We start from the raw sequence: 19,015 nt of genomic DNA on the forward strand, positions 1-19,015 counted from the left end.
TCAACCTCTCCTTCCTATTTATAATCACGATTCCAAAGTTCAATATATTCCATTGCATTATGAATATTTTCATTCTTCTCTTCTTCCGTAAGCTCCTTAACCACTTTAGCTGGGATTCCAATAGCAAGGGCTCCTTCTGGAATTATCCTGCCTGGGGGTACAACTGCTCCAGCTCCTACTTGTGCTCCTTTTCTAACAACAGCACCATCCAGAACTATCGCTCCGATTCCAATCAATGCCCCATCTTCAATTTTGCAGGCATGCAGGATAGCGCCGTGTCCAACTGTTACCATTTTTCCTATGTGTAAAGGGAATTCTGGTGTAACATGTCCGATACAACCGTCTTGGATATTGCTTCCATCCCCTATTTCAATAAAATTATTATCATCTCCCCTTAATACGGCTTGCGGCCAGATGCTCACATCTTTTGCAATCCTTACATCCCCAATAATTTGAGCCGACTCATGTATAAAGGTTTCTGAATGGATGGATGGAACCTTTCCTCTTAAACCATGAATCATCCATACATCCCCCTTTCATTTTCGTAATTAACATTGGATTTAAATGTTTAACTCTTTATAAGATGAATCAGATTTCTCTAATCCTAACTCTCTTAAAATTTCCTCATTATGCTGCCCTAACAAAGGAGCTGCATTTTTTATTTGACCAGGATTCTTTGAAAGTTTGATAGGGATACCTAACGCCTTAATCTTTCCAGCAATAGGATGCTCTACCTCTTCAACCATTCTCCTAGAAATGGTATGTGAATCAGTTAATGATTCTGGATAAGAATTTATTGGGCCTGCAGGTATCCCTGCTTCTTCAAACTTCTCTAACCAATAACTTCTTGGGCGTTTACTAGTTTTTTCTTCAATTAATTGTATGAAAACTTTTAAATGCTTTATTCTTGAAGGATCATCCACAAATCGCACATCTTTTAGGAATTCTGGTCTTCCTATGATATGACAAAACACAGGCCAATGATGTGGTGTATCTGCACCTACAGTGAAATAGCCATCACTCGCTTGAAAGGCTTGATAGGGTGCTGACAAACGATGTCCACTACCCGTAGGTTCAGGAGTTTCGCCATTAACCCAATACTGCGTACTTTCCCAAACAGATAAAGCAAGGCCAGTATCAAATAATGAAGCATCTATAAATTGACCTTCTTTTGATTGGACACGTGCATACAAAGCAGATAATATTCCATAGGCAGCAAACAATGCGACACCCAAATCTGTAATAGGCAGCCCGCATTTTACTGGGTTTCCACCTCGTTCCCCGGTCACACTCATTATTCCTGTCATTCCTTGCGCAATTAAGTCATAACCACCGCGTGAGGAATAAGGTCCATATTGACCAAAACCTGAAATGGAGCAATAAACTAAACGAGGATTAATCTTGTTAAGGGTGTCATAATCAACACCCAACCGCTTTACAACACCGGGACGATAATTCTCAACTAGTATATCTGCTGTTTCAATCAATTTATAAAATATTTTCTTGTCTTCATCGTCTTTCAAATTCAGCGTCATGCTGCGTTTATTTCGATTTATTGCCATAAAAGCAGCACTTTCTCCATCAATGTGAGGTGGCCACCTTCTAGTATTTTCACCAGTAGGGGGTTCAATTTTAATTACATCAGCTCCCATATCCGCCAGTAACATACTGCAATAAGGGCCGGCCATAACCTGACTAAGATCTACGATACGGATGCCATCCAATGCACTCATCAAATCAATCCTTTCTATCATTTACTAAAAAATTTATTAATCTATCAAAGAGATTTTCCCAAAAACTCATAAATAAAGTTCATTGCCGCGAAGGATAGTTACACCGTCTATTTCCACCACCGCGTCTTTAACGACCATGTCATAATGACCTTTTGCCTTAATCACTCCGCCGATATATGCATTCGTCCCTAAAGCAACGTGAATGGTGCCAAATACACCTTCATCACTTAACATACTATTTTCTAGCTCACATTCCGGGTTCATACCAATCCCAAATTCACCTGCAAAGTAGATGTTCCCTTCTTCATCACTTCGTTCATTTAATATTTTTCTAAATAAATCAGCCTCTTTTCCCCCTGTAATTGAAACCGCCTTCCCCCCCTTAAACTCAACAACCACAGGGGTATCTATTAGACCAACTCCAGGTATGCTTCCATCAACCACTAAAATCCCTTCTGCTGACCCTTCAACAGGTGCGATACTGGATTCTATACAGTGAGCTGCAGATATATCCTTGGTGTTAGCAAAACCTGTTAATGCTCGTCCTTCCCTTCCTTTAATGGATAGTTGTAAATCCGTTCCTTGAGTAGTCGTTACCCTAACTACATCACCCTTGGTTAATAAATTTGCTATTCGTTCCACTTGGGGTCTAAGCGAAGTAAAGTCAGCTAGTAATCCTTTACTCAATAAAATGTTATCGTGGGATTCTGGCAACACTAAAACTCTAGCACCAGCTGTTTGAGCTTCATGACGAGCTTGTGTGTGTGCGATGTTATAAGTAGTTGGAGCAATCACAACATCTACTTTTTTCATAGCTGCAGCGACTGGGTCAGGTAGAGCATCACCATGCCCCTTTCTTGGCGGCATGGACATTGTGATCGGTTCAGCACCTAAAGAGTAGGTTACAGCTGCCAATGCTTTAGCAATACTTTCTGTTTGAAAATCCGTTAAAATCAACACTTTTTCTCCTTCTACAACTCCTGCCAATACTTTTACCAACGCATGGGCACCTGGATACATCATGACTTCCTTCATAACTTATTGATCCTCCCCTTAATCTATCTAGATCTCTTTATCATCTTCCTTGGAAAACTGGTATTTGTTTATTAAAAAAAGACTCAATTGCATGTTTATGATCTCGTGTATTCTGGCAAGTTATAAATGCATCTAACTCATACTTCATGGCTTCCTGCCACTCTAAATCCATTGTTTTTTGGATTGTATCTTTCGCATTCCTGACTGCAATTGGTGCACGTGAGGCAATCATATTTGCCCAATTTAAAGCTTCATTGATTAATGTAGTTTGGGGAACAACTTTGCTAGCCAAACCACGTTGAAATGCTTCATCAGCTAAAACGGTTCTGCCAGTTAATATGACTTCCTTTGCGTAAGCTTCTCCCATTAACCTCACAAGTCGAGTAGGCCCGACAACCAATCCAACTTTCACTCCTGCGGCACATAGCTTTGCTTGATCGGACATAATTCGAATATCACAAGCTAAAATCAGTTCAAAGCCTCCACCAAAGGCATATCCATTTACAGCAGCAATCACTGGTTGTGGCATTTCATTAACAACATCATAAATGCGGCAATCTTCTTCAAGAAAGTGGCGTACAGTCTCTGGGGTCAATTCACCTTCTTCATTTAAATCAGCTCCTGCACAGAATGCCCGATCTCCTTCTCCTGTCAAAATAATGACTCGAACATCATACCGAGTTTTTAATTCTTCCATATAAGGCACGAATTCTTCCCGAAATTCTTTCGTCAAAATATTCATTGGAGGGTTATTAATCGTTATGATGCAAATATGATTTTCAATATTGGTCTTTATCCACTTCATTCGATACTTCTCCTTTCTAACTTTGCTTATTTACTTCCAACGGCATCTCACTTTGGTTTAAAACATCTTCCAATTGACCGTCAATCCCTTTACTTCTTTGATATTTATCCCAAAAAATCACAGCAATTGGACAAAGAATAGAAGTAGTAATAGTAGAAATAGAAATTTGAATTGTAGCTAGATTAGCTATTTGCTGAAAACTTTGTGCCTCATCTAATGACATAAGTCCGGCTCCTGCTGCAACAGAAGCAGCTGCAGCTATGGCTGCTGGTGTTCCCACTGCATTCCCTGCAGTTGAAGCCTCAGCAACGGGACCAATTGTACTTTTCTCACCAAATATTCGATAAACAAGGATTCCTGTTAGCCCGGTAAAAATGACGGTTGCAAAACCCAGAACAAGACCGCCCCAAACAGCTTCAGCATTAAAGAAACTCATAAAATTCATTCCTGCTCCTAAACAAAAAGCAAAAAAGGGAACAAGTAGCGTTTCACCTGGTTTAAGAAATTCTCTGATGTCTTCATCCAAGTTTCCTAAAAACATGCCTAATGCAATTGGTAACAATACCGCGATGAATGCGATAGCAGGAAAATTGATCCCTACTATTCCTAGTGCCATCATGGTAAAGAATGGACCATCATTTAATGTCAATACAGAAATGGCTCCAACATCTGAACGATTACCATATTGTCCGGTGAGAACGGCATACATTCCTTCATTTCCATTTGTCATTGCAGCAATAATAGCCAGCGTGGATAAGCCAAGGAGCCCATTCATAGGATCAAAAAAGTAACCGAATAGAAGTCCAATTGTAATTCCTGTCAAACACTTACTTGAAGTTAATAGAATCCCTTTTTTTAAGGCTTTTCCACCAACTCGTAAATTCATCTGGCTACCTGCACAGAACAAGAATAAACCGATAAGTGTCAATGTCCCGTTTTTAAAGAGGGCTTCCGTAAACCCCCCAATTCTCATAAACTCATAAATACCTTCTTCCACAGGCGTTACCCCTAATGATTTTAGAAACTCCATTACAAGGGGTATATGGAGCTGATCAATCGTATTAAAAAATGCCCCCAGCATGAGTGGGATGACCATAAGCCCTCCCGGTACTTTCTCAATCCTTCGCTTGATCCTCATATAATCACTCCCAAGTAGATTTTTCATAAAAAGCATGTTTTATAATCAGAGGCTTTTCCCTGTTATGGAAATCGAATATACATTAGTTTTTCAAATACTAAATAAATGAAACCAACCATGCCTACTGATACCATAGCAGCTGTATACCAACTAACTTCCTTGTATACCATTAATCCAACAAATAGAAAGACCAATGTGGAACTCAAAAACCCTATTAAAGGCATAAGAATGAATATATACAAAAGTGTATTAAGGATAAAAATGAATCCTCTCTTCATGGAAACAGATGAAGTAATATATTTCTCGTCTTTTTCATTTTTTGTTCTGGCAAGAAGTAATTGCCAAATTGATAAAAGAATAAGACAGCTCCCTAATAGCATAGGAAATGAACGAGATGAATTTAATGGATGATCTCCCGGAGGCAATTGATAGCTCTCTATTACAAAAAAGATACCGATTGCAAGAACGATCCCTCCAAGAAGGAACTCTTTACTAATTTTCATTTTTTTCACCATCCCGTCACTCGTTTGCTCGCGTTATTCCTACTTCTTCAGGAGACCGTTTTCCTACTCCAATATCCCAAAGCAGCCAGCTAGTTTTTTCTGTCGCTTTTTGAGTATATTCTTGACTATCTTCGAAATCTGTAAGAACGATTGCCTTATTCTTTGCGAATTCTTTGAATTCATTACTGTTTATAGCTTTGTTATAAGCTTTTTTAATTTTTTCTACGATAACCTCAGGTGTTCCTTCCTTTACTGCAGGTCCCCACCAGGTTCCTTCTGGTACAAATTTATCCAGATCAGCAACAAATTCTGTCACTGGTGCAATCGTTCCAAGGCCATCTACTTCAAATGGTTTATTATCCATTACTGCTAGAGACCGAAGATCTCCTGAACGCAATAAGTCAGCAACTTCATTAACGCCACTGATGGAAAAATCCACTTCTCCTTTCATTGCGGCCATGGCTGCATTTGAGCCAGAATCATAAGTGATGATTTCTGCTTTTCCATCAATCACGCTGTTGAGAATTTCTAAAGTAAGGTGCCAAGGATCACCTATAGCTGCCACTCCGACTTTAGCTCCCTCGTTTTTTAATAGTTGCACGAGATCATCAAATGTCTTTAGTTTAGATTTATCTTTTACGACGAAATTGGCTATCCCCATGGCTCCTATACCAACTTGTTCAAAATCTTTGTAGGTTAAGTCTGTCATTCCCATTGTTGGAAACACTCGAACTAAGTCGGTTTGGAGTAAGATAGTGTGCCCATCGGCTTTTTGCTCACTGACATACTCCAAAGCTAAAGCACTGGAAGCACCTGGTCTGTTTTTTACAGCAACAGCAACACCTAGTTCTTTTTGGAGCATGGGTTGTAAAGTCCTAGCCATAGTATCCGTCCCCCCCTCCTTCACCAAAGCCAACAACAATTTCAATTGGTTTAGAGGGATACCTTTCGGCATCAGCCGTATTTCCTGAAGTCTGTTGCTTCGATTGATTTTGGCTGCATGCGCTAAGCATTAAAGCAATTGAAATAAGAAGCAAAAACATGATCTTTATCTTCATAACATGTTCCCCCTAGCCTTTATTTTTTCTGAGTCGCCTTAATTGTTTAGTTAGAAATTGATTTTGATTTAAGAGTAAAAAGATGATGCATACAAGCAAAAAGAGACTGATGGGACGAGTTACAAATGGCAGGAATGAATAATCAGCACTAACCATCGCCCTGCGAAAGTTTTGCTCTGCCATTAAACCCAAGATAATGCCTAAAACTAAAGGTGGAGCAGCCAAGCCTACTTTTCTCATCATAAATCCAACGATTCCGAAAGCTATCATAACTGCTATATCAAATGTACGATTATTTACCGCAAATGTACCGACGACACTTAAAACCGTGACAATAAGCAAGATTACACTTTTGGGAACTGCTAATATTTTCTGAAACAAAAAGGTGAAAAATAATCCGCACACTAGCATAAAAACAGATGCCACAATAATAATCACAAAGAACTGGTAAAAAATATCAGGGTTTTGAGTCGTTAATAATGGACCTGGTTGTAACCCATGTAATAAAAGACCTCCGATTATAACTGCGGTTACAGCATCTCCTGGAATTCCTAAAGTCAACATTGGAACATAAGAACCGGGTACACATGCGTTATTTGCCGTTTCTGCTGCAACAATACCTTCCGGGTTTCCTTTTCCAAACGTTTCTGGTTTTTTACTTTTTCTCCGTTGGATATCATAAGAAACCCAAGCTGCTACATCAGCTCCAACTCCAGGAATTGCTCCTATAATTGCTCCTACACCTGAAGATCGTATACCAATTGGTAAAAACTTCATCAACATTCTCCATGTAGGTAAGACGGATTTTGAATTTTCAGACTTTAAAGGAGGCTTAAGATGTATAAGTGAATCAATAACCTCTGCGATTCCAAATATGCCGATCAAAATAGCAATAAGACTAAATCCATCCATTAAAGCACTCTCTCCGAAAGTAAAACGTTGAACTCCAGTAATTTTATCCATTCCGATAGTGGCTATAGCCAGCCCTAGAAACCCAGAGATTAAGCCTTTCACCAAAGACTCTGCTGTTAAGTTAGCACTTATAATTATTCCGAACATAGCGAGCAAAAAATACTCCCATGAACCAAAATTCATTCCTAAATCAATAAGTAATGGAGATGCAAACAAAAATAGAATGGCAGCAAAGATTGTTCCCAAAAAGGATTGGAAAGTAGCTATTCCTCGCGCCAATCCCCCTTCCCCCCTTTGAGACATTGGGTACCCATCTAGGGCAGTGGCCGCAGAAGCTGGGGTACCTGGAATATTTAAAAATATGGCAGAAGTAGAGCCTCCATATGTACCTCCAATGTGAAGAGAAACAATCAAAACAATAGCTTCGACCCATTCCATCCCCCACGTAAATGAAATAAGTAAGGATACTCCCATTGTAGTAGTTAATCCCGGAAGAGCACCTACAGCTATCCCTGCAAAAGTGCCTAAAAGAAATAAAAATAATATCTTAATAGAAAGGATACTTGTAAACGAATCAACTATTGAACTTAAATCGACCACCAGATTTCCCTCCTAATCTAAGTAAATCTCGCCATTCTTCATGAGAATCTTCCCATCCACTTTAATAAGAGGATCTCTCATAACAAGATCACAATGACCAGGTGCACGAATACTGCTACCAAAAGTGATTCCATTTCCAATCCCAATATGCATCGTACCAAACTCTGCTTCATCTTCTAATTGTCCCCCTCTTCCAATCTTTGCATTGGGATTCATGCCTATTCCCATCTCAACCGCACAATAGACATTTGGATGATTATAGCTTTCTAGTGTTTGCCTTAGCATTTGTGCGTCTTCACTACCTTCAATCGAAACAATTCTTCCTTCTTTAAAAGTGATTTTTATGGGTGCTTGACATGCCCTCCCAGGAACCACGGCTCCGTCAATATATATCACCCCTTCTGTTGTACCCTCCACTGGTGCAACGGCTGATTCAATACACGGAGGTGGAGATATACTTCCAGGTTCATGACAGATACCTGTTTGGGGAACAGCATGCCGACCTGAAATATCCATGGTAAGGTTCGTACCCAACTCTGAAAAAATGCTCAAATGACTTCCAGCTTCTAAAATGGCTGATAATTTGTCGATTTTTACCTTTTGAGCTAAAAAATCAATATCTAATGAACCATCCAAAAAAACCTCTTCATTTGCATCTGGCATAAATATTAATCTTGCACCCGCATCACTCGCTTCTTTTCTTGCAGTAGAATGATTTATAGAAAAAGTGGTTGGAGCGACTATGGCATCAGCTGCTTTCATGGCTTCTGCAATAATTTTTGGAGGTTCATCTCCATGTCGAGTTGTAGGACTCATAATTGTCATAACTACTTCTGCATCCATACCTTTACCTACAATGGAAAACATCTCTCCAATTTCAATTGTGTTGGTATCGGTTAGTATAAGAAGATTTTCACCTGGTTTTATATTTAAGCACGTGTGTAAGATCGTCTGTACAGACTTCATCATAAACATTTTGCGTATTGTATTCATAAACCACCCTCACCTTTTATTTTTTTCTTTTACTATTACTAATGCAACTTCCGTGCCAAGTTAACAGAAAAATCAAAAAATAGAATAAACCCTAAATCTAAACGGGTTTATTTTTACATTTTAAAAATATTAAGCTACAAGACCCTTTTATTTTTCGCAAAATGCAAATAAAAAAAGTAGGTTAGGCCTTATAAATGTTAAAGAGGCCAAACCTACTACCGATTTTCAATTAATCGCAAAATGCAAATTACATTTGCATTTTGCGATTAATATCAAACTTATTGATTTTTCTATAAAGAGTGGCTACGTTTATTCCTAATTCTCTTGCAGCCTCTTTCTTTCCGCTTAGTGTATCACCGTGTTTTTTTAAGGATTGCAAAATCATTTTTTCTTCCATAGCTTCTAAAGTCAAATCTTGATTTAAAACACTGTGATTTATTTTTGGTTTAACCCTAGTTGGTAAATCTCCTAATGAAATCCATAAAGATTTTGTCATATTAATAGCGTATTCTACTGTATTTTGAAGCTCTCTTATATTTCCTGGCCAGGTATAAGAACATAAACAGTCTTCAGCCTCTGGTGTAAAACCACTTACTTGTTTTCCTGTGATATTTACATAATGTTTAACAAAATGGCGAAGAAGCACTGAAACATCTCCCACTCTTTCTCTCAATGGAGGAATGTGAAGAGGAATAACATTTAAGCGATAAAATAAATCCTCTCTGAATTCTCCGTCTATTACCATTTGTTCTAAGTTTTTATGGGTTGCTGCCAGCACTCGAACATCAATATCTAAAGAAGAATTTGAACCAATCCTTTCAACTCTTCTTTCTTCTAACACCCGCAAAATTTTCACTTGTAAATGAAGAGGCATGTCACCGATTTCATCTAAAAATATAGTTCCTCCATTTGCCATCTCAAACTTTCCAGGTTTTCCCTTTTTCCTCGCGCCTGTAAATGCCCCTTCACTATATCCAAATAATTCACTCTCTAGTAGGTGTTCTGGTATTGCCGCACAATTTATAGCCCTAAAGGGTTTGTTTACCCTTTGACTTTCTTGATGCACGGCCCTCGCGAAAAGTTCTTTACCAGTCCCACTTTCGCCCATAAATATTATGGTGGAGTCAGACGCTGAGATTTGCTTGGCTGTACTTTTGGCCTGCAGAATAGCTTTACTTTTCCCTATAATAATATCAAAGGTTGAATCGTCTATTTCTGATGTGATAGAATATGCCAATTTTTGTACATCCCTTAAGGCCTTAAATGAAATGGCAATTCCAATAATAAGACCCTCATAAACAAGTGGAATAACACTACCGATCACTTGAATCTTTCTTTTATGTATATGAAGTGAAAATTCAATGTCTGAATACCCTTTCGCTGTAGATAATACCTTCGTAATTGGCAAATCAGGAGTGATATCGGAAATATTCAGCTTAAGGACTTCAATTCTGTTCATCTTCAGTATCTTCTCAGCAGAACGATTTAGTTCTAAGATATATCCGTTTTGATCTACCGCGAGGATGCCTTCATACATCGATTGTATAGCCACTTGAAGCATTTGGAACATGTGTAAATATTTTTCCAACAACGATTTTGCATTTATTTTACTACTGAGTAAGTCAGCCATTTTCCCAAGGTAATTCGATAAAACAAGGTGCCTTTCTTTTAATTCCGCCTTTTGCTTTTCGGAAAAAGCCGTTAAACTAATCACCCCTATGGTTTGCCCCTCATGCTTTAGAGGAAAAGACACATCAGCTTTTTCAGGGCAGTTTCCCTGGAGAATGCAGCTTTTACAAACTTCATGAAATCCTGGTTCGAAGTTATATAGAGGCATATCTGTTTTTATCACTTCTTTAATAATATGTCCTCTAACCTGTTCACCTACAACAGCATGATGACCACCGCCTGTAGCAGCAACTACCACTTTATTCTGATCATAAATAATGACTTCCAAATCCAAGACAGATTTTATTGCTTCTGCTATCAAATTTACTTCTTCTTGCACTTCAAAAAGGATCGATTTCCCCATCTTTATCCTCCTGTTTAGTAAGACATTCAATTGATCCTTAATAATTTTTCATAATAATATTCTTCTGCTTGTTAATTGGAAAACCTTCTTTTTTAGAATTGAGGTTGTAAGAACGTGTTTTTTTATAGTTTTTCTTACATTGAAAAGAATTCAGAATGAATTTCCCTTGATCGATGAACCGGACGTCATCATTTCCTCCAAAAATGGCTCTGTACCTTCTTTCCTGAAAAATTGACAGCCTAAAGACTCCCCTCCTCAATATAGAAGATTATTTAATTTCAGCATCCAATATTTACGTCTCGTTAAAACAGAACGTATGTTTGTACAATGAATTGATTGAAAGGTGGCGATGATCCCATGCTTAGAGACCGGGGAAAAATGAAGTGGCAAGGTTTCTTTATGACGGAACATTTAAAGCTGCTGTGGGATATGGAAGAGGAATATCTAAAAACAGCTAGACCGCTGTTAGACGAGGGACAAATTGAAGACTTGGAACGACTTCTATCAGAAAGCCTGCAAGAAAAGATCTTACTGGAAATCGTCACATGGAAAGGATTAATGTTTGTGTTTGTGGAATTGTTTGATTTAATACTTGAATCATTTGGTGTACTGTTTCCGGACTCTTCTCCCCAGAAATTAATAATACATTTGCATTGATTATCTGATAATTGTTGTAAGTAGACACTAAGCGTCGAACTTCTTTATGTTCATATAAATTTGTTGGCAATAATTCTTTTATTTCGAGACAATGATTTTCACTTATTACCATACGTAAGATGAATTTTGCATACCAGTTTGGCATCCGTGCCAAAGGACTATGACTTGATCCTCTTACGAAACTAGTAAATGCTTCCCTAAAGTCTTTTCGATTCATTGCCTCTTCATATTGTAATATCCAGTCCCAATCTGTTGGTAATGAACTTATAGAAAAAAAAGTATAATTCCTCAGAATCTGGGGAACTATACCTTTTACATTCTATTTCAATTCATATAACCTTAGTAATCATAGCTTTATAGTGCAACCATTCCTTTTTCTAAAGCATCTTCGACTCTTACATAGTTGTAACAAAGGTCTTTGGCAACTGCTTCAAACGTAATTTCACCATTTGCTGTGTTTACTCCAAGTTTTAATGCTTCGTTTTCAGCGATTGCTTTATATACACCTTTGTTTGCCATCTGTAATGCATATGGAAGGGTAACGTTCGTTAACGCAATGGTAGAGGTTCTTGGAACCGCACCAGGCATGTTGGCTACAGCGTAATGAACGACTCCATGCTTTTCATAGGTTGGATTGTCATGTGTTGTAATATGATCGATCGTTTCAACGATACCACCTTGGTCAATGGCCACATCAACGACAACAGAACCAGGTTTCATCGTCTTTACCATTTCTTCTGTTACCAGTTTAGGAGCTTTTGCACCTGGAATTAAGACAGCACCAACTAAAAGGTCAGCTTCTGCTACTGCCTCTGCGATATTGAATGGGTTGGATATGAGTGTTTTAATTTGATTGCCAAAAATATCATCCAATTGACGTAACCGATCAGCACTTAAATCGATAATCGTTACATCAGCACCTAATCCAACTGCCATTTTCGCTGCGTTCATACCCACGATACCGCCGCCGATAATGGTCACTTTCCCACGGTTCACACCCGGAACACCTGCCAGGAGAATTCCTTTACCACCGTTTGATTTTTGTAAAAATTGTGCGCCGATTTGTGCTGCCATCCGGCCAGCAACCTCACTCATTGGAGTAAGCAGCGGTAAAGAGTGATTTACTGAAACGGTTTCATAGGCAATGGCAAGAACTCTCTTTTCTCTAAGCGCCTGAGCTAAAGCAAGTTCAGCGGCCAAATGTAAATAAGTGAATAAAATTAAGCCTTCACGGAAATAACCATACTCACTTGGAAGCGGCTCTTTCACTTTCATAATCATATCTGATTTAGCCCATACCTCTGTCACATCTTCAATAATTTCTGCCCCAGTATTTAAGTAATCTTCATTTGCAAAACCACTGCCCGCACCAGCGTTTTTCTCAACTAATACTTTATGCCCGGCATTTACGAATGAAACGACTCCAGCTGGAGTTAAAGCAACACGGTTTTCGTTATTTTTAATTTCTTTAGGTATACCGATGATCATGTTATGATCTCTCCTTTAATCAATCTTTTTTCAAATGATCTCTATACTGTCTAAACAGCCTTTTCATCCTGCGAAACATAAGATTTCTGTGGATTCTTTTTTTTCATCACAAAATAAGCAATTGATAAAAACAGCAGCCAAGGGATACCAAATTGGAGCATAATTTTGAAATCAGTAAACCAGGCTGTGATCATTAAACTTAGTAAGAGAAGTCCTCCCAATATCGTTAAATAGGGAAAGCCAATCATTCTTACCGGTAATTTGCGCCCGCCTATTTTCTCCCATTTTCTTCGGAAAAATAAATGAGAAATGAAGATCATTAACCAGGTAAAAAGGGAACCAAACATGGAAATCCCTATCATAAATGCATAGGATGATTCAGGCAGGAGCGCATTTACAGCAGTAGCAAGCACAATTCCCATTGTTGAAACGGTAAGAGCAGCTGTTGGAACACCTTTTTTATTAAGTTTGCCTAGAATGGCTGGTGCAAACTTTTCACTTGATAATGAATACATGGTTCGTGATGAAGCATACAGCTGTCCGTTCATCGATGATAAAGCTGCTGTTATTACAATAAAATTCATCACTCCAGAAGCACCAGGTATATTTAAGATTTCCATTACTTTTACAAACGGGCTTTCTTCAATTCCTGCCGATTGCCATGGCACAATCATCAACATGATCGCCATAGTCAACACATAAAAAGCAGACAATCGAAATACAGTTGCTTTCAATGCTTTCGGTACAGCTACATCCGGCTCTTTTGCTTCACCTGCCGTAATCGCTACCAATTCTGTACCCAAAAAGCTAAAAAGAGAAATAAAGACGGCAATCCACATACCCTTTAAACCAAATGGCAGAAAACCTCCATGATCAACTAGGTTTTTAGCACCTACATTTTCATGACCAGAAGTTCCAAACAGCACATACGCTCCAAGAAGTATAAAAGCAACAATGGCACTAACCTTTATCATCGAGAACCAATACTCAAATGTTGCAAATGCATTCACACTGGTAGCGTTTACATAAATGAGGGCTGTTGCAAAAATGATGATCCAAACAATCCCCGGGACTCCTGGAAACCAGTATTTCATATAGATTGCGATCGCACTTATTTCAACACCAATAGCAAGAACTTGAGCAATCCAATATGAATATCGGACAAGAAAGCCTGCCATGGGATGAAGATATTTATCAGCAATCGTTCCAAAAGATCCCGAAGTTGGATGGGCAACCGTCATTTCTGCCAAACATCCCATTAATAATAAAACGATGAACGCCCCTATTGTATAGCTGAGCAATACACTAGGTCCTGCAGTCCCAATGGCTAGTCCACTTCCAAGGAATAACCCCGTTCCAATCGCCATCCCCATCGCGATCATTGAAAGCTGACTTGTTGTTAATTCTCGTTTTAATCCCTCTACGCTATTATTCTTCATCTATTTCATCCCCTTCTTTAACCATAAGGCTTTGTCCGACCATTCCTTAACTACTATTAGAGAAAGAACCCCTCTAATAGATTTTCACATTAAGCCACCACTTCACGTTCATTGTTAAACTTCTCATACTCTTTTTCCGTCATGATCTTTTTAAGAATTTGAACCACTTGCCAAACTTCCTCGTAGGAGGTATAAAGGGCAACAGGTGCAAGTCGAATGATGTTAGGTGCTCTAAAATCCGGAATAATACCGTTTTCCTTCAATGACTTACAAATTCGTGCTGCTTCTTTATGTTCAAGGCTCACATGCCCGCCGCGACGTACATCTTCTCTTGGAGTTCCAATGACAAAGCCCATATCTGCTAATTCATTGTCAATTAAATCTATTAAATATTGATTAATTTTAAGTGATTTTTGGCGGATATTTTCAATACCTGCTTCTGTAAAAATTTCTAAAGAACCAATCAAAGGGGCAACGCTTAACACATGAGGTGTTCCAATTTGGAACGCTCCTGCTGAATGAGCTGGTGTTAATGTATGCTCCATATCGAATTGCTTTTCTTTATCAGAACTAAACCATCCAGCGAGTCCAGGCATCTTTCCAAAATGCTTACGATTGACAAATAAGCCTCCAACACCACCAGGTCCGCCGTTTAAATGTTTATAATTGCACCAAAACGCAAAATCAACATCCCATTCACTGAAGGAATGCGGCATCGAACCAACTGAGTGGCAACCGTCAAAGCCGATTAAAATACCTCTTTTATGTGCTTCTTCGGTTAACCGTTTAATGTCTAATATTTGACCACTGCGATAAAAGACAGTCGGCAAGACGATTAAGGCGATTGTCTCGTCCATCGCATCGATAATATCATCCTCTTCTAAAAAGCGGCCATCGCGGCTTTTCACACGAATGAGATGTGTATCCGGATCATATCCATGAATCCTTACCTGGCTTTGAAGAGCATAAATATCGGATGGAAAGGTTAGTTCATCCGCTAAAATTTTTGTGCGTGTTCCTACTGGCTTATAAAACGTAGATACAAGCTGATGCAGATTGACTGTTGTAGAACCCGTTACAATAACTTCCTCAGCAGAACCTCCAACTAACGGCGCAAGCTTTTTGCCCAATTCCTCTGCCATAAAGAACCATGGGTGATTCCCCTGTGTCCAGCCATCGATTCCATATTCTTTCCAATCGTCCAAGGATTCTAAGAGAGTCCTTTCCGCTCTTTTCGAAAGAAGACCCAATGAGTTTCCATCCATATAAATGGTTCCTGGCTTTAAATAAAACTCTTCTCGAAAATGTTTTAGAATGTCTTCCTTATCCAATTCTTTCCCGTATTCTAAAGTTGCTTGAAAGTTATTCAAAACCATCATGATTCTCCCCTTTACAATTAATGAACTGATTTTAAAGCGCTTTCTTTTATGAATATGACATCATGTCAATATTATTATCCAATGAATATGACATGATGTCAATATTATTTTTTCAGAGTATTATTTTATTAACATCTTAAGACATCCCTTCCATTTTTATAGAAATCCATTTATTCTAGAGATAATGAGTAGTGGAGGAATAGAAATGAATCAAAATAAAGTAGTGGATAAACGACATTTACGCTCGATGATGACACGGCAAAAATTATTAGAAGCAGCAAAGGAAGTTTTTCTTCAAGAAGGTTTTCAAAAAGCAACGATTTCGCAAATGATTAAAAAAGCAAACATCGGATACGGAACTGCCTATGTTCATTTTGAAGGAAAAGAAGATCTTTTAATTGTATTGATGGAGGATGTCATGGAGCGATTTTATGAAATTGCCGAGATCTCCTTCCTGCCAAAATCAAAACAAGACGCAGAGGCAATCATTAGCAAACAAGCGAATGCTTTTTTATTAATGGCAGAAGCCGAGAGGGATATGATGCAAGTCTTTGAACAGGCAATTAGGGTTTCTTCTTTAGTTTCAGACAAATGGAAAGCGATTCGCGAAAAATTTATTCAGCGTATTTCAATGGACGTTGCCTATGCACAACAAAAGGGATTAGCCCGAGCAGAATTAAATCATGAGATTGTGACACGAGGCTGGTTTTTCACAAATGAAATGTACCTATGGGAAATTGTCCGGAACGAACATCATGGTTCTGTTGAAGAGGTCGCTAAAACGATCACGTCTGTTTACGTCAAAGGACTGTATATATAAGGGGTACCACCACAAATACCTGACAAACCCATATTTTACGATAAATAAAAAGAATCCATTTTTTAAAAAAAGATTGATCAAAATAGATTCTTTTCCAGCAATTTTCAGTTTGTTTTTCATAAAAAAGTTTGATCATTTTCTACCTATGTTGTTCCACAATCGCGCCCGTTTGTGGAAGATAATTAATATTATTTAGGCTGTTGAAGCCGGCTCGTGCTTATTAAATTATAGCCCGCGTTCAACAAGGAAATAGAAATATCGAAGCAACTATGCAACCTCTTGAACGGTTCGCTTAAAATCTCTCAACTATCCATCTTACCTACAATCTTTATAAGATCCGTCAGCTCACGGATTTCAAACGTCGGCTTAATTCCTATATTGTTTTCCTTAAGATGCGGATTGAACCAGCAGGTGTCAATCCCGTAATTTATCCCCCCCTGAATATCGGAGGTCAAAGAATCGCCCACGATCAACACTTTAGCTTTATCTGTAATCTGTAGCTTGGAAAACGCGTAATCGAAAATACCCTTTTCGGGCTTCTGGAATCCAGCTTCTTCAGAAATAATAATATGCTCAAAAGTATTACAGAGAGGAGAGCTCCCGATTCGTGATGTCTGCACATCCGTGAATCCGTTTGTTATAATGGCAAGCCGACAACCGGTAAGATTATCACATAATTCTACGGCTCCCTGTACAAGATGTGTTTCATTGCCCAAATATCCAAGATAAACACTGCTGAACGTATCTGCATTGATTTCAAGCTCATGCGCAAGGAACAACCTCCTAAATCTCTCTACTCCCAGTTCTGATAAATTAGTAAGCCCCTGTTCCAAATCTCTCCATAATACCTTGCTAATCTCTTTGTAATTGGCTTCATAATCCACCAATCCCGTAGGCAACCCGAACTCTACAAAAGCTTTATGTAGTGCCTTTTTTTCCGACATACTGAAGTCGAACAATGTATCATCAACATCGAACAATATGATTTCGTATTTCATAGCTACCTCCATTTATCATTACCGACCTAATTTGGACACTTAAATATATCCATATTATACTGTATAGATAGGAAGCTTTGTGCAACTATCCTCCCTCTTAGTTCAATAAGCCTTATTCCATAATATGGCCCTTTAATCGAATAACATGACTGGCGTTTTAATGTAACGATTATATTTGTAATGAAACATCTTATTGTCATTCAACAGCAGCAGCTGACATCAGACTTTTCAACAATCAAAAAGAGCAGTTCTCACTGCTCTTGTAAAAACATATTTGCTGCTTATAATCTGTATTATGTTAACTAGTTATATTGATAATTCTTCAATATGCTTTTTATCAACAGACCAGAATAAATACAGTGTCTCCCCTAAACGTGGATAGAACAAATTATAAGTCTTTAATTCTATTAGCAACCAATCATTAAATGGTAAATATTTAGCATAATAATAAATCATCATCAGTTCATGTGGAGAAAACTGCGAGAATAAAACTTCTCTGTATATTTTATTGTTTTGGGTATTATTTTGTCTGTCTTCACTTTCAAATTGACTCTCATGCAAAAATTTCAGAATTGTAGAGATGCTATTAAAATAGCCCCCTAGAATGCTATCATAATTTAAATCGAATTGATAATAGGCTAAACGGATTAGATCCTCTTGAGGTTTATTGTAAGCATAATTAAAAAAATCTTTTATCATTCTTTTTTCATTTTGAAGGTTTAATACATCTCTAAAATCGAGTTCTTCGAAAACTTTTAACACTTCTTTTTTACTATTTAATTGAACGGATTCCATTCCAGAAACTGATTGTCTTTGTAAGTAACCAATTAAATCAACAATTTCATCAAAATCATCAGTTAAATACATCTTTTTAAATTCTGAATTTGCATTCTCAAAATAATAATCCGAAAACGCTTCGAGACATTTTTTAATAACCTTATTCCCTTGAGTATCTTTTAAACTTAATTTATCTACAACATTTTGATGTAAGGTAATCATATTAAAAAAAGTTGTTTCAAATTGTTGCCTTTTCATTGTTTCATTTGTTATTTGAGTTTCTTTTCTAGATTCATCTGCTTGTTTGACTGATGCCTCAGTTTGCTTCACTAATTCTAAAATGCTCTGTTGACTAATTTTTATTTCTTTACGCTGCATAATAATTGTAGCCAATAATAAGACTACACTTGCTGCTGTTAAAAAAGCAACAGTTGTTCCACCTATAAAGTCTCCTACTGCTCCTATATCAGCTAGGTTTTTATACTCTTCTATACGGGGCTTATAATATTCTCTTACTTTAAATGGCATAACTGTTGCTGTAATAATGAGAATAATTCCTAAGAATGTTAAACTCCAAATAGAAAGCTCTGTTAACTTACTTTTTAAATACGATACTTTATTTCTCAAACTCTTCCCACCTCAAACCAA

18 protein-coding genes are annotated in these 19,015 nt (G+C 37.9%); 2 read left to right on the forward strand and 16 right to left on the reverse strand.

Annotation, left to right across the window (positions count from 1 at the left end; genetic code table 11):
* Positions 1 to 14: 14 nt before the first annotated feature.
* The 11 genes from QFZ72_RS27850 to QFZ72_RS27900 all read right to left on the reverse strand — a co-directional run bounded on the left by QFZ72_RS27850 (position 15) and on the right by QFZ72_RS27900 (position 10,809).
* Positions 15 to 521, reverse strand: a complete 507-nt coding sequence (locus QFZ72_RS27850; protein WP_307440265.1) for a gamma carbonic anhydrase family protein — start codon at positions 519 to 521, stop codon at positions 15 to 17.
* A 39-nt stretch (positions 522 to 560) separates the two neighbouring features.
* A complete protein-coding gene (locus QFZ72_RS27855; protein ID WP_307440267.1) occupies positions 561 to 1,733 on the reverse strand; it encodes a CaiB/BaiF CoA transferase family protein in 1,173 nt (390 codons plus the stop codon).
* A gap of 66 nt (positions 1,734 to 1,799) precedes the next feature.
* On the reverse strand, positions 1,800 to 2,768 hold the full coding sequence (locus tag QFZ72_RS27860; RefSeq protein ID WP_307440268.1) for an aminopeptidase: 969 nt from the start codon (positions 2,766 to 2,768) through the stop codon (positions 1,800 to 1,802).
* Between the two features lie 40 nt (positions 2,769 to 2,808).
* Positions 2,809 to 3,573 carry an enoyl-CoA hydratase/isomerase family protein gene (locus tag QFZ72_RS27865; protein WP_307440270.1) on the reverse strand — a complete coding sequence of 255 codons (765 nt, stop codon included), beginning with the start codon at positions 3,571 to 3,573 and terminating at the stop codon, positions 2,809 to 2,811.
* Positions 3,574 to 3,589: 16 nt separating this feature from the next.
* The gene (locus QFZ72_RS27870) at positions 3,590 to 4,711 is read right to left on the reverse strand and encodes a 2-keto-3-deoxygluconate permease (protein ID WP_307440654.1); all 1,122 of its coding nucleotides are present in this window, start codon (positions 4,709 to 4,711) and stop codon (positions 3,590 to 3,592) included.
* Between the two features lie 62 nt (positions 4,712 to 4,773).
* The gene (locus tag QFZ72_RS27875) at positions 4,774 to 5,214 is read right to left on the reverse strand and encodes a tripartite tricarboxylate transporter TctB family protein (protein ID WP_307440272.1); all 441 of its coding nucleotides are present in this window, start codon (positions 5,212 to 5,214) and stop codon (positions 4,774 to 4,776) included.
* Between the two features lie 16 nt (positions 5,215 to 5,230).
* Positions 5,231 to 6,097 carry a tripartite tricarboxylate transporter substrate-binding protein gene (locus QFZ72_RS27880; RefSeq protein ID WP_307440274.1) on the reverse strand — a complete coding sequence of 289 codons (867 nt, stop codon included), beginning with the start codon at positions 6,095 to 6,097 and terminating at the stop codon, positions 5,231 to 5,233.
* Entirely contained in the window at positions 6,090 to 6,272 is a 183-nt protein-coding gene (locus QFZ72_RS27885; protein WP_307440276.1) for a hypothetical protein, read from the reverse strand. The genes QFZ72_RS27880 and QFZ72_RS27885 overlap by 8 nt, the downstream gene beginning before the upstream one ends.
* A 12-nt stretch (positions 6,273 to 6,284) precedes the next feature.
* Positions 6,285 to 7,784, reverse strand: coding sequence for a tripartite tricarboxylate transporter permease (locus QFZ72_RS27890; RefSeq protein WP_307440277.1), 1,500 nt, complete (start codon positions 7,782 to 7,784; stop codon positions 6,285 to 6,287).
* Between the two features lie 12 nt (positions 7,785 to 7,796).
* The gene (locus QFZ72_RS27895; RefSeq protein ID WP_307440279.1) at positions 7,797 to 8,777 is read right to left on the reverse strand and encodes an aminopeptidase; all 981 of its coding nucleotides are present in this window, start codon (positions 8,775 to 8,777) and stop codon (positions 7,797 to 7,799) included.
* A 247-nt stretch (positions 8,778 to 9,024) separates the two neighbouring features.
* Positions 9,025 to 10,809 carry a sigma-54 interaction domain-containing protein gene (locus QFZ72_RS27900; protein ID WP_307440280.1) on the reverse strand — a complete coding sequence of 595 codons (1,785 nt, stop codon included), beginning with the start codon at positions 10,807 to 10,809 and terminating at the stop codon, positions 9,025 to 9,027.
* A 357-nt stretch (positions 10,810 to 11,166) separates the two neighbouring features.
* On the opposite strand from QFZ72_RS27900, the gene QFZ72_RS27905 reads away from it, so the two are divergent.
* On the forward strand, positions 11,167 to 11,466 hold the full coding sequence (locus QFZ72_RS27905) for a YolD-like family protein (protein ID WP_307440281.1): 300 nt from the start codon (positions 11,167 to 11,169) through the stop codon (positions 11,464 to 11,466).
* A gap of 354 nt (positions 11,467 to 11,820) precedes the next feature.
* On the opposite strand, the gene ald is transcribed toward QFZ72_RS27905, so the two are convergent.
* The 3 genes from ald to kynU form a co-directional block, all read right to left on the reverse strand.
* Positions 11,821 to 12,954 (reverse strand): alanine dehydrogenase, encoded by a 1,134-nt coding sequence (gene ald, locus QFZ72_RS27910; RefSeq protein WP_307440283.1) that lies wholly within the window; start codon positions 12,952 to 12,954, stop codon positions 11,821 to 11,823.
* A gap of 50 nt (positions 12,955 to 13,004) precedes the next feature.
* On the reverse strand, positions 13,005 to 14,393 hold the full coding sequence (locus QFZ72_RS27915; protein ID WP_307440284.1) for an amino acid permease: 1,389 nt from the start codon (positions 14,391 to 14,393) through the stop codon (positions 13,005 to 13,007).
* 89 nt (positions 14,394 to 14,482) lie between these two features.
* The gene (kynU, locus tag QFZ72_RS27920; RefSeq protein WP_307440657.1) at positions 14,483 to 15,769 is read right to left on the reverse strand and encodes a kynureninase; all 1,287 of its coding nucleotides are present in this window, start codon (positions 15,767 to 15,769) and stop codon (positions 14,483 to 14,485) included.
* A gap of 208 nt (positions 15,770 to 15,977) precedes the next feature.
* Between kynU and QFZ72_RS27925 the strand changes: the two genes are divergently transcribed.
* Positions 15,978 to 16,592 carry a TetR/AcrR family transcriptional regulator gene (locus tag QFZ72_RS27925; RefSeq protein WP_307440287.1) on the forward strand — a complete coding sequence of 205 codons (615 nt, stop codon included), beginning with the start codon at positions 15,978 to 15,980 and terminating at the stop codon, positions 16,590 to 16,592.
* A 302-nt stretch (positions 16,593 to 16,894) separates the two neighbouring features.
* Here QFZ72_RS27925 and QFZ72_RS27930 read toward each other — a convergent pair whose 3' ends face one another.
* The gene (locus tag QFZ72_RS27930) at positions 16,895 to 17,590 is read right to left on the reverse strand and encodes a YjjG family noncanonical pyrimidine nucleotidase (RefSeq protein WP_307440289.1); all 696 of its coding nucleotides are present in this window, start codon (positions 17,588 to 17,590) and stop codon (positions 16,895 to 16,897) included.
* Between the two features lie 306 nt (positions 17,591 to 17,896).
* Positions 17,897 to 18,994, reverse strand: a complete 1,098-nt coding sequence (locus tag QFZ72_RS27935; protein ID WP_307440291.1) for a putative phage abortive infection protein — start codon at positions 18,992 to 18,994, stop codon at positions 17,897 to 17,899.
* Positions 18,995 to 19,015: the final 21 nt, after the last annotated feature.

Source organism: Bacillus sp. V2I10, from assembly GCF_030817055.1.
Lineage (GTDB): Bacteria > Bacillota > Bacilli > Bacillales > Bacillaceae > Bacillus_P.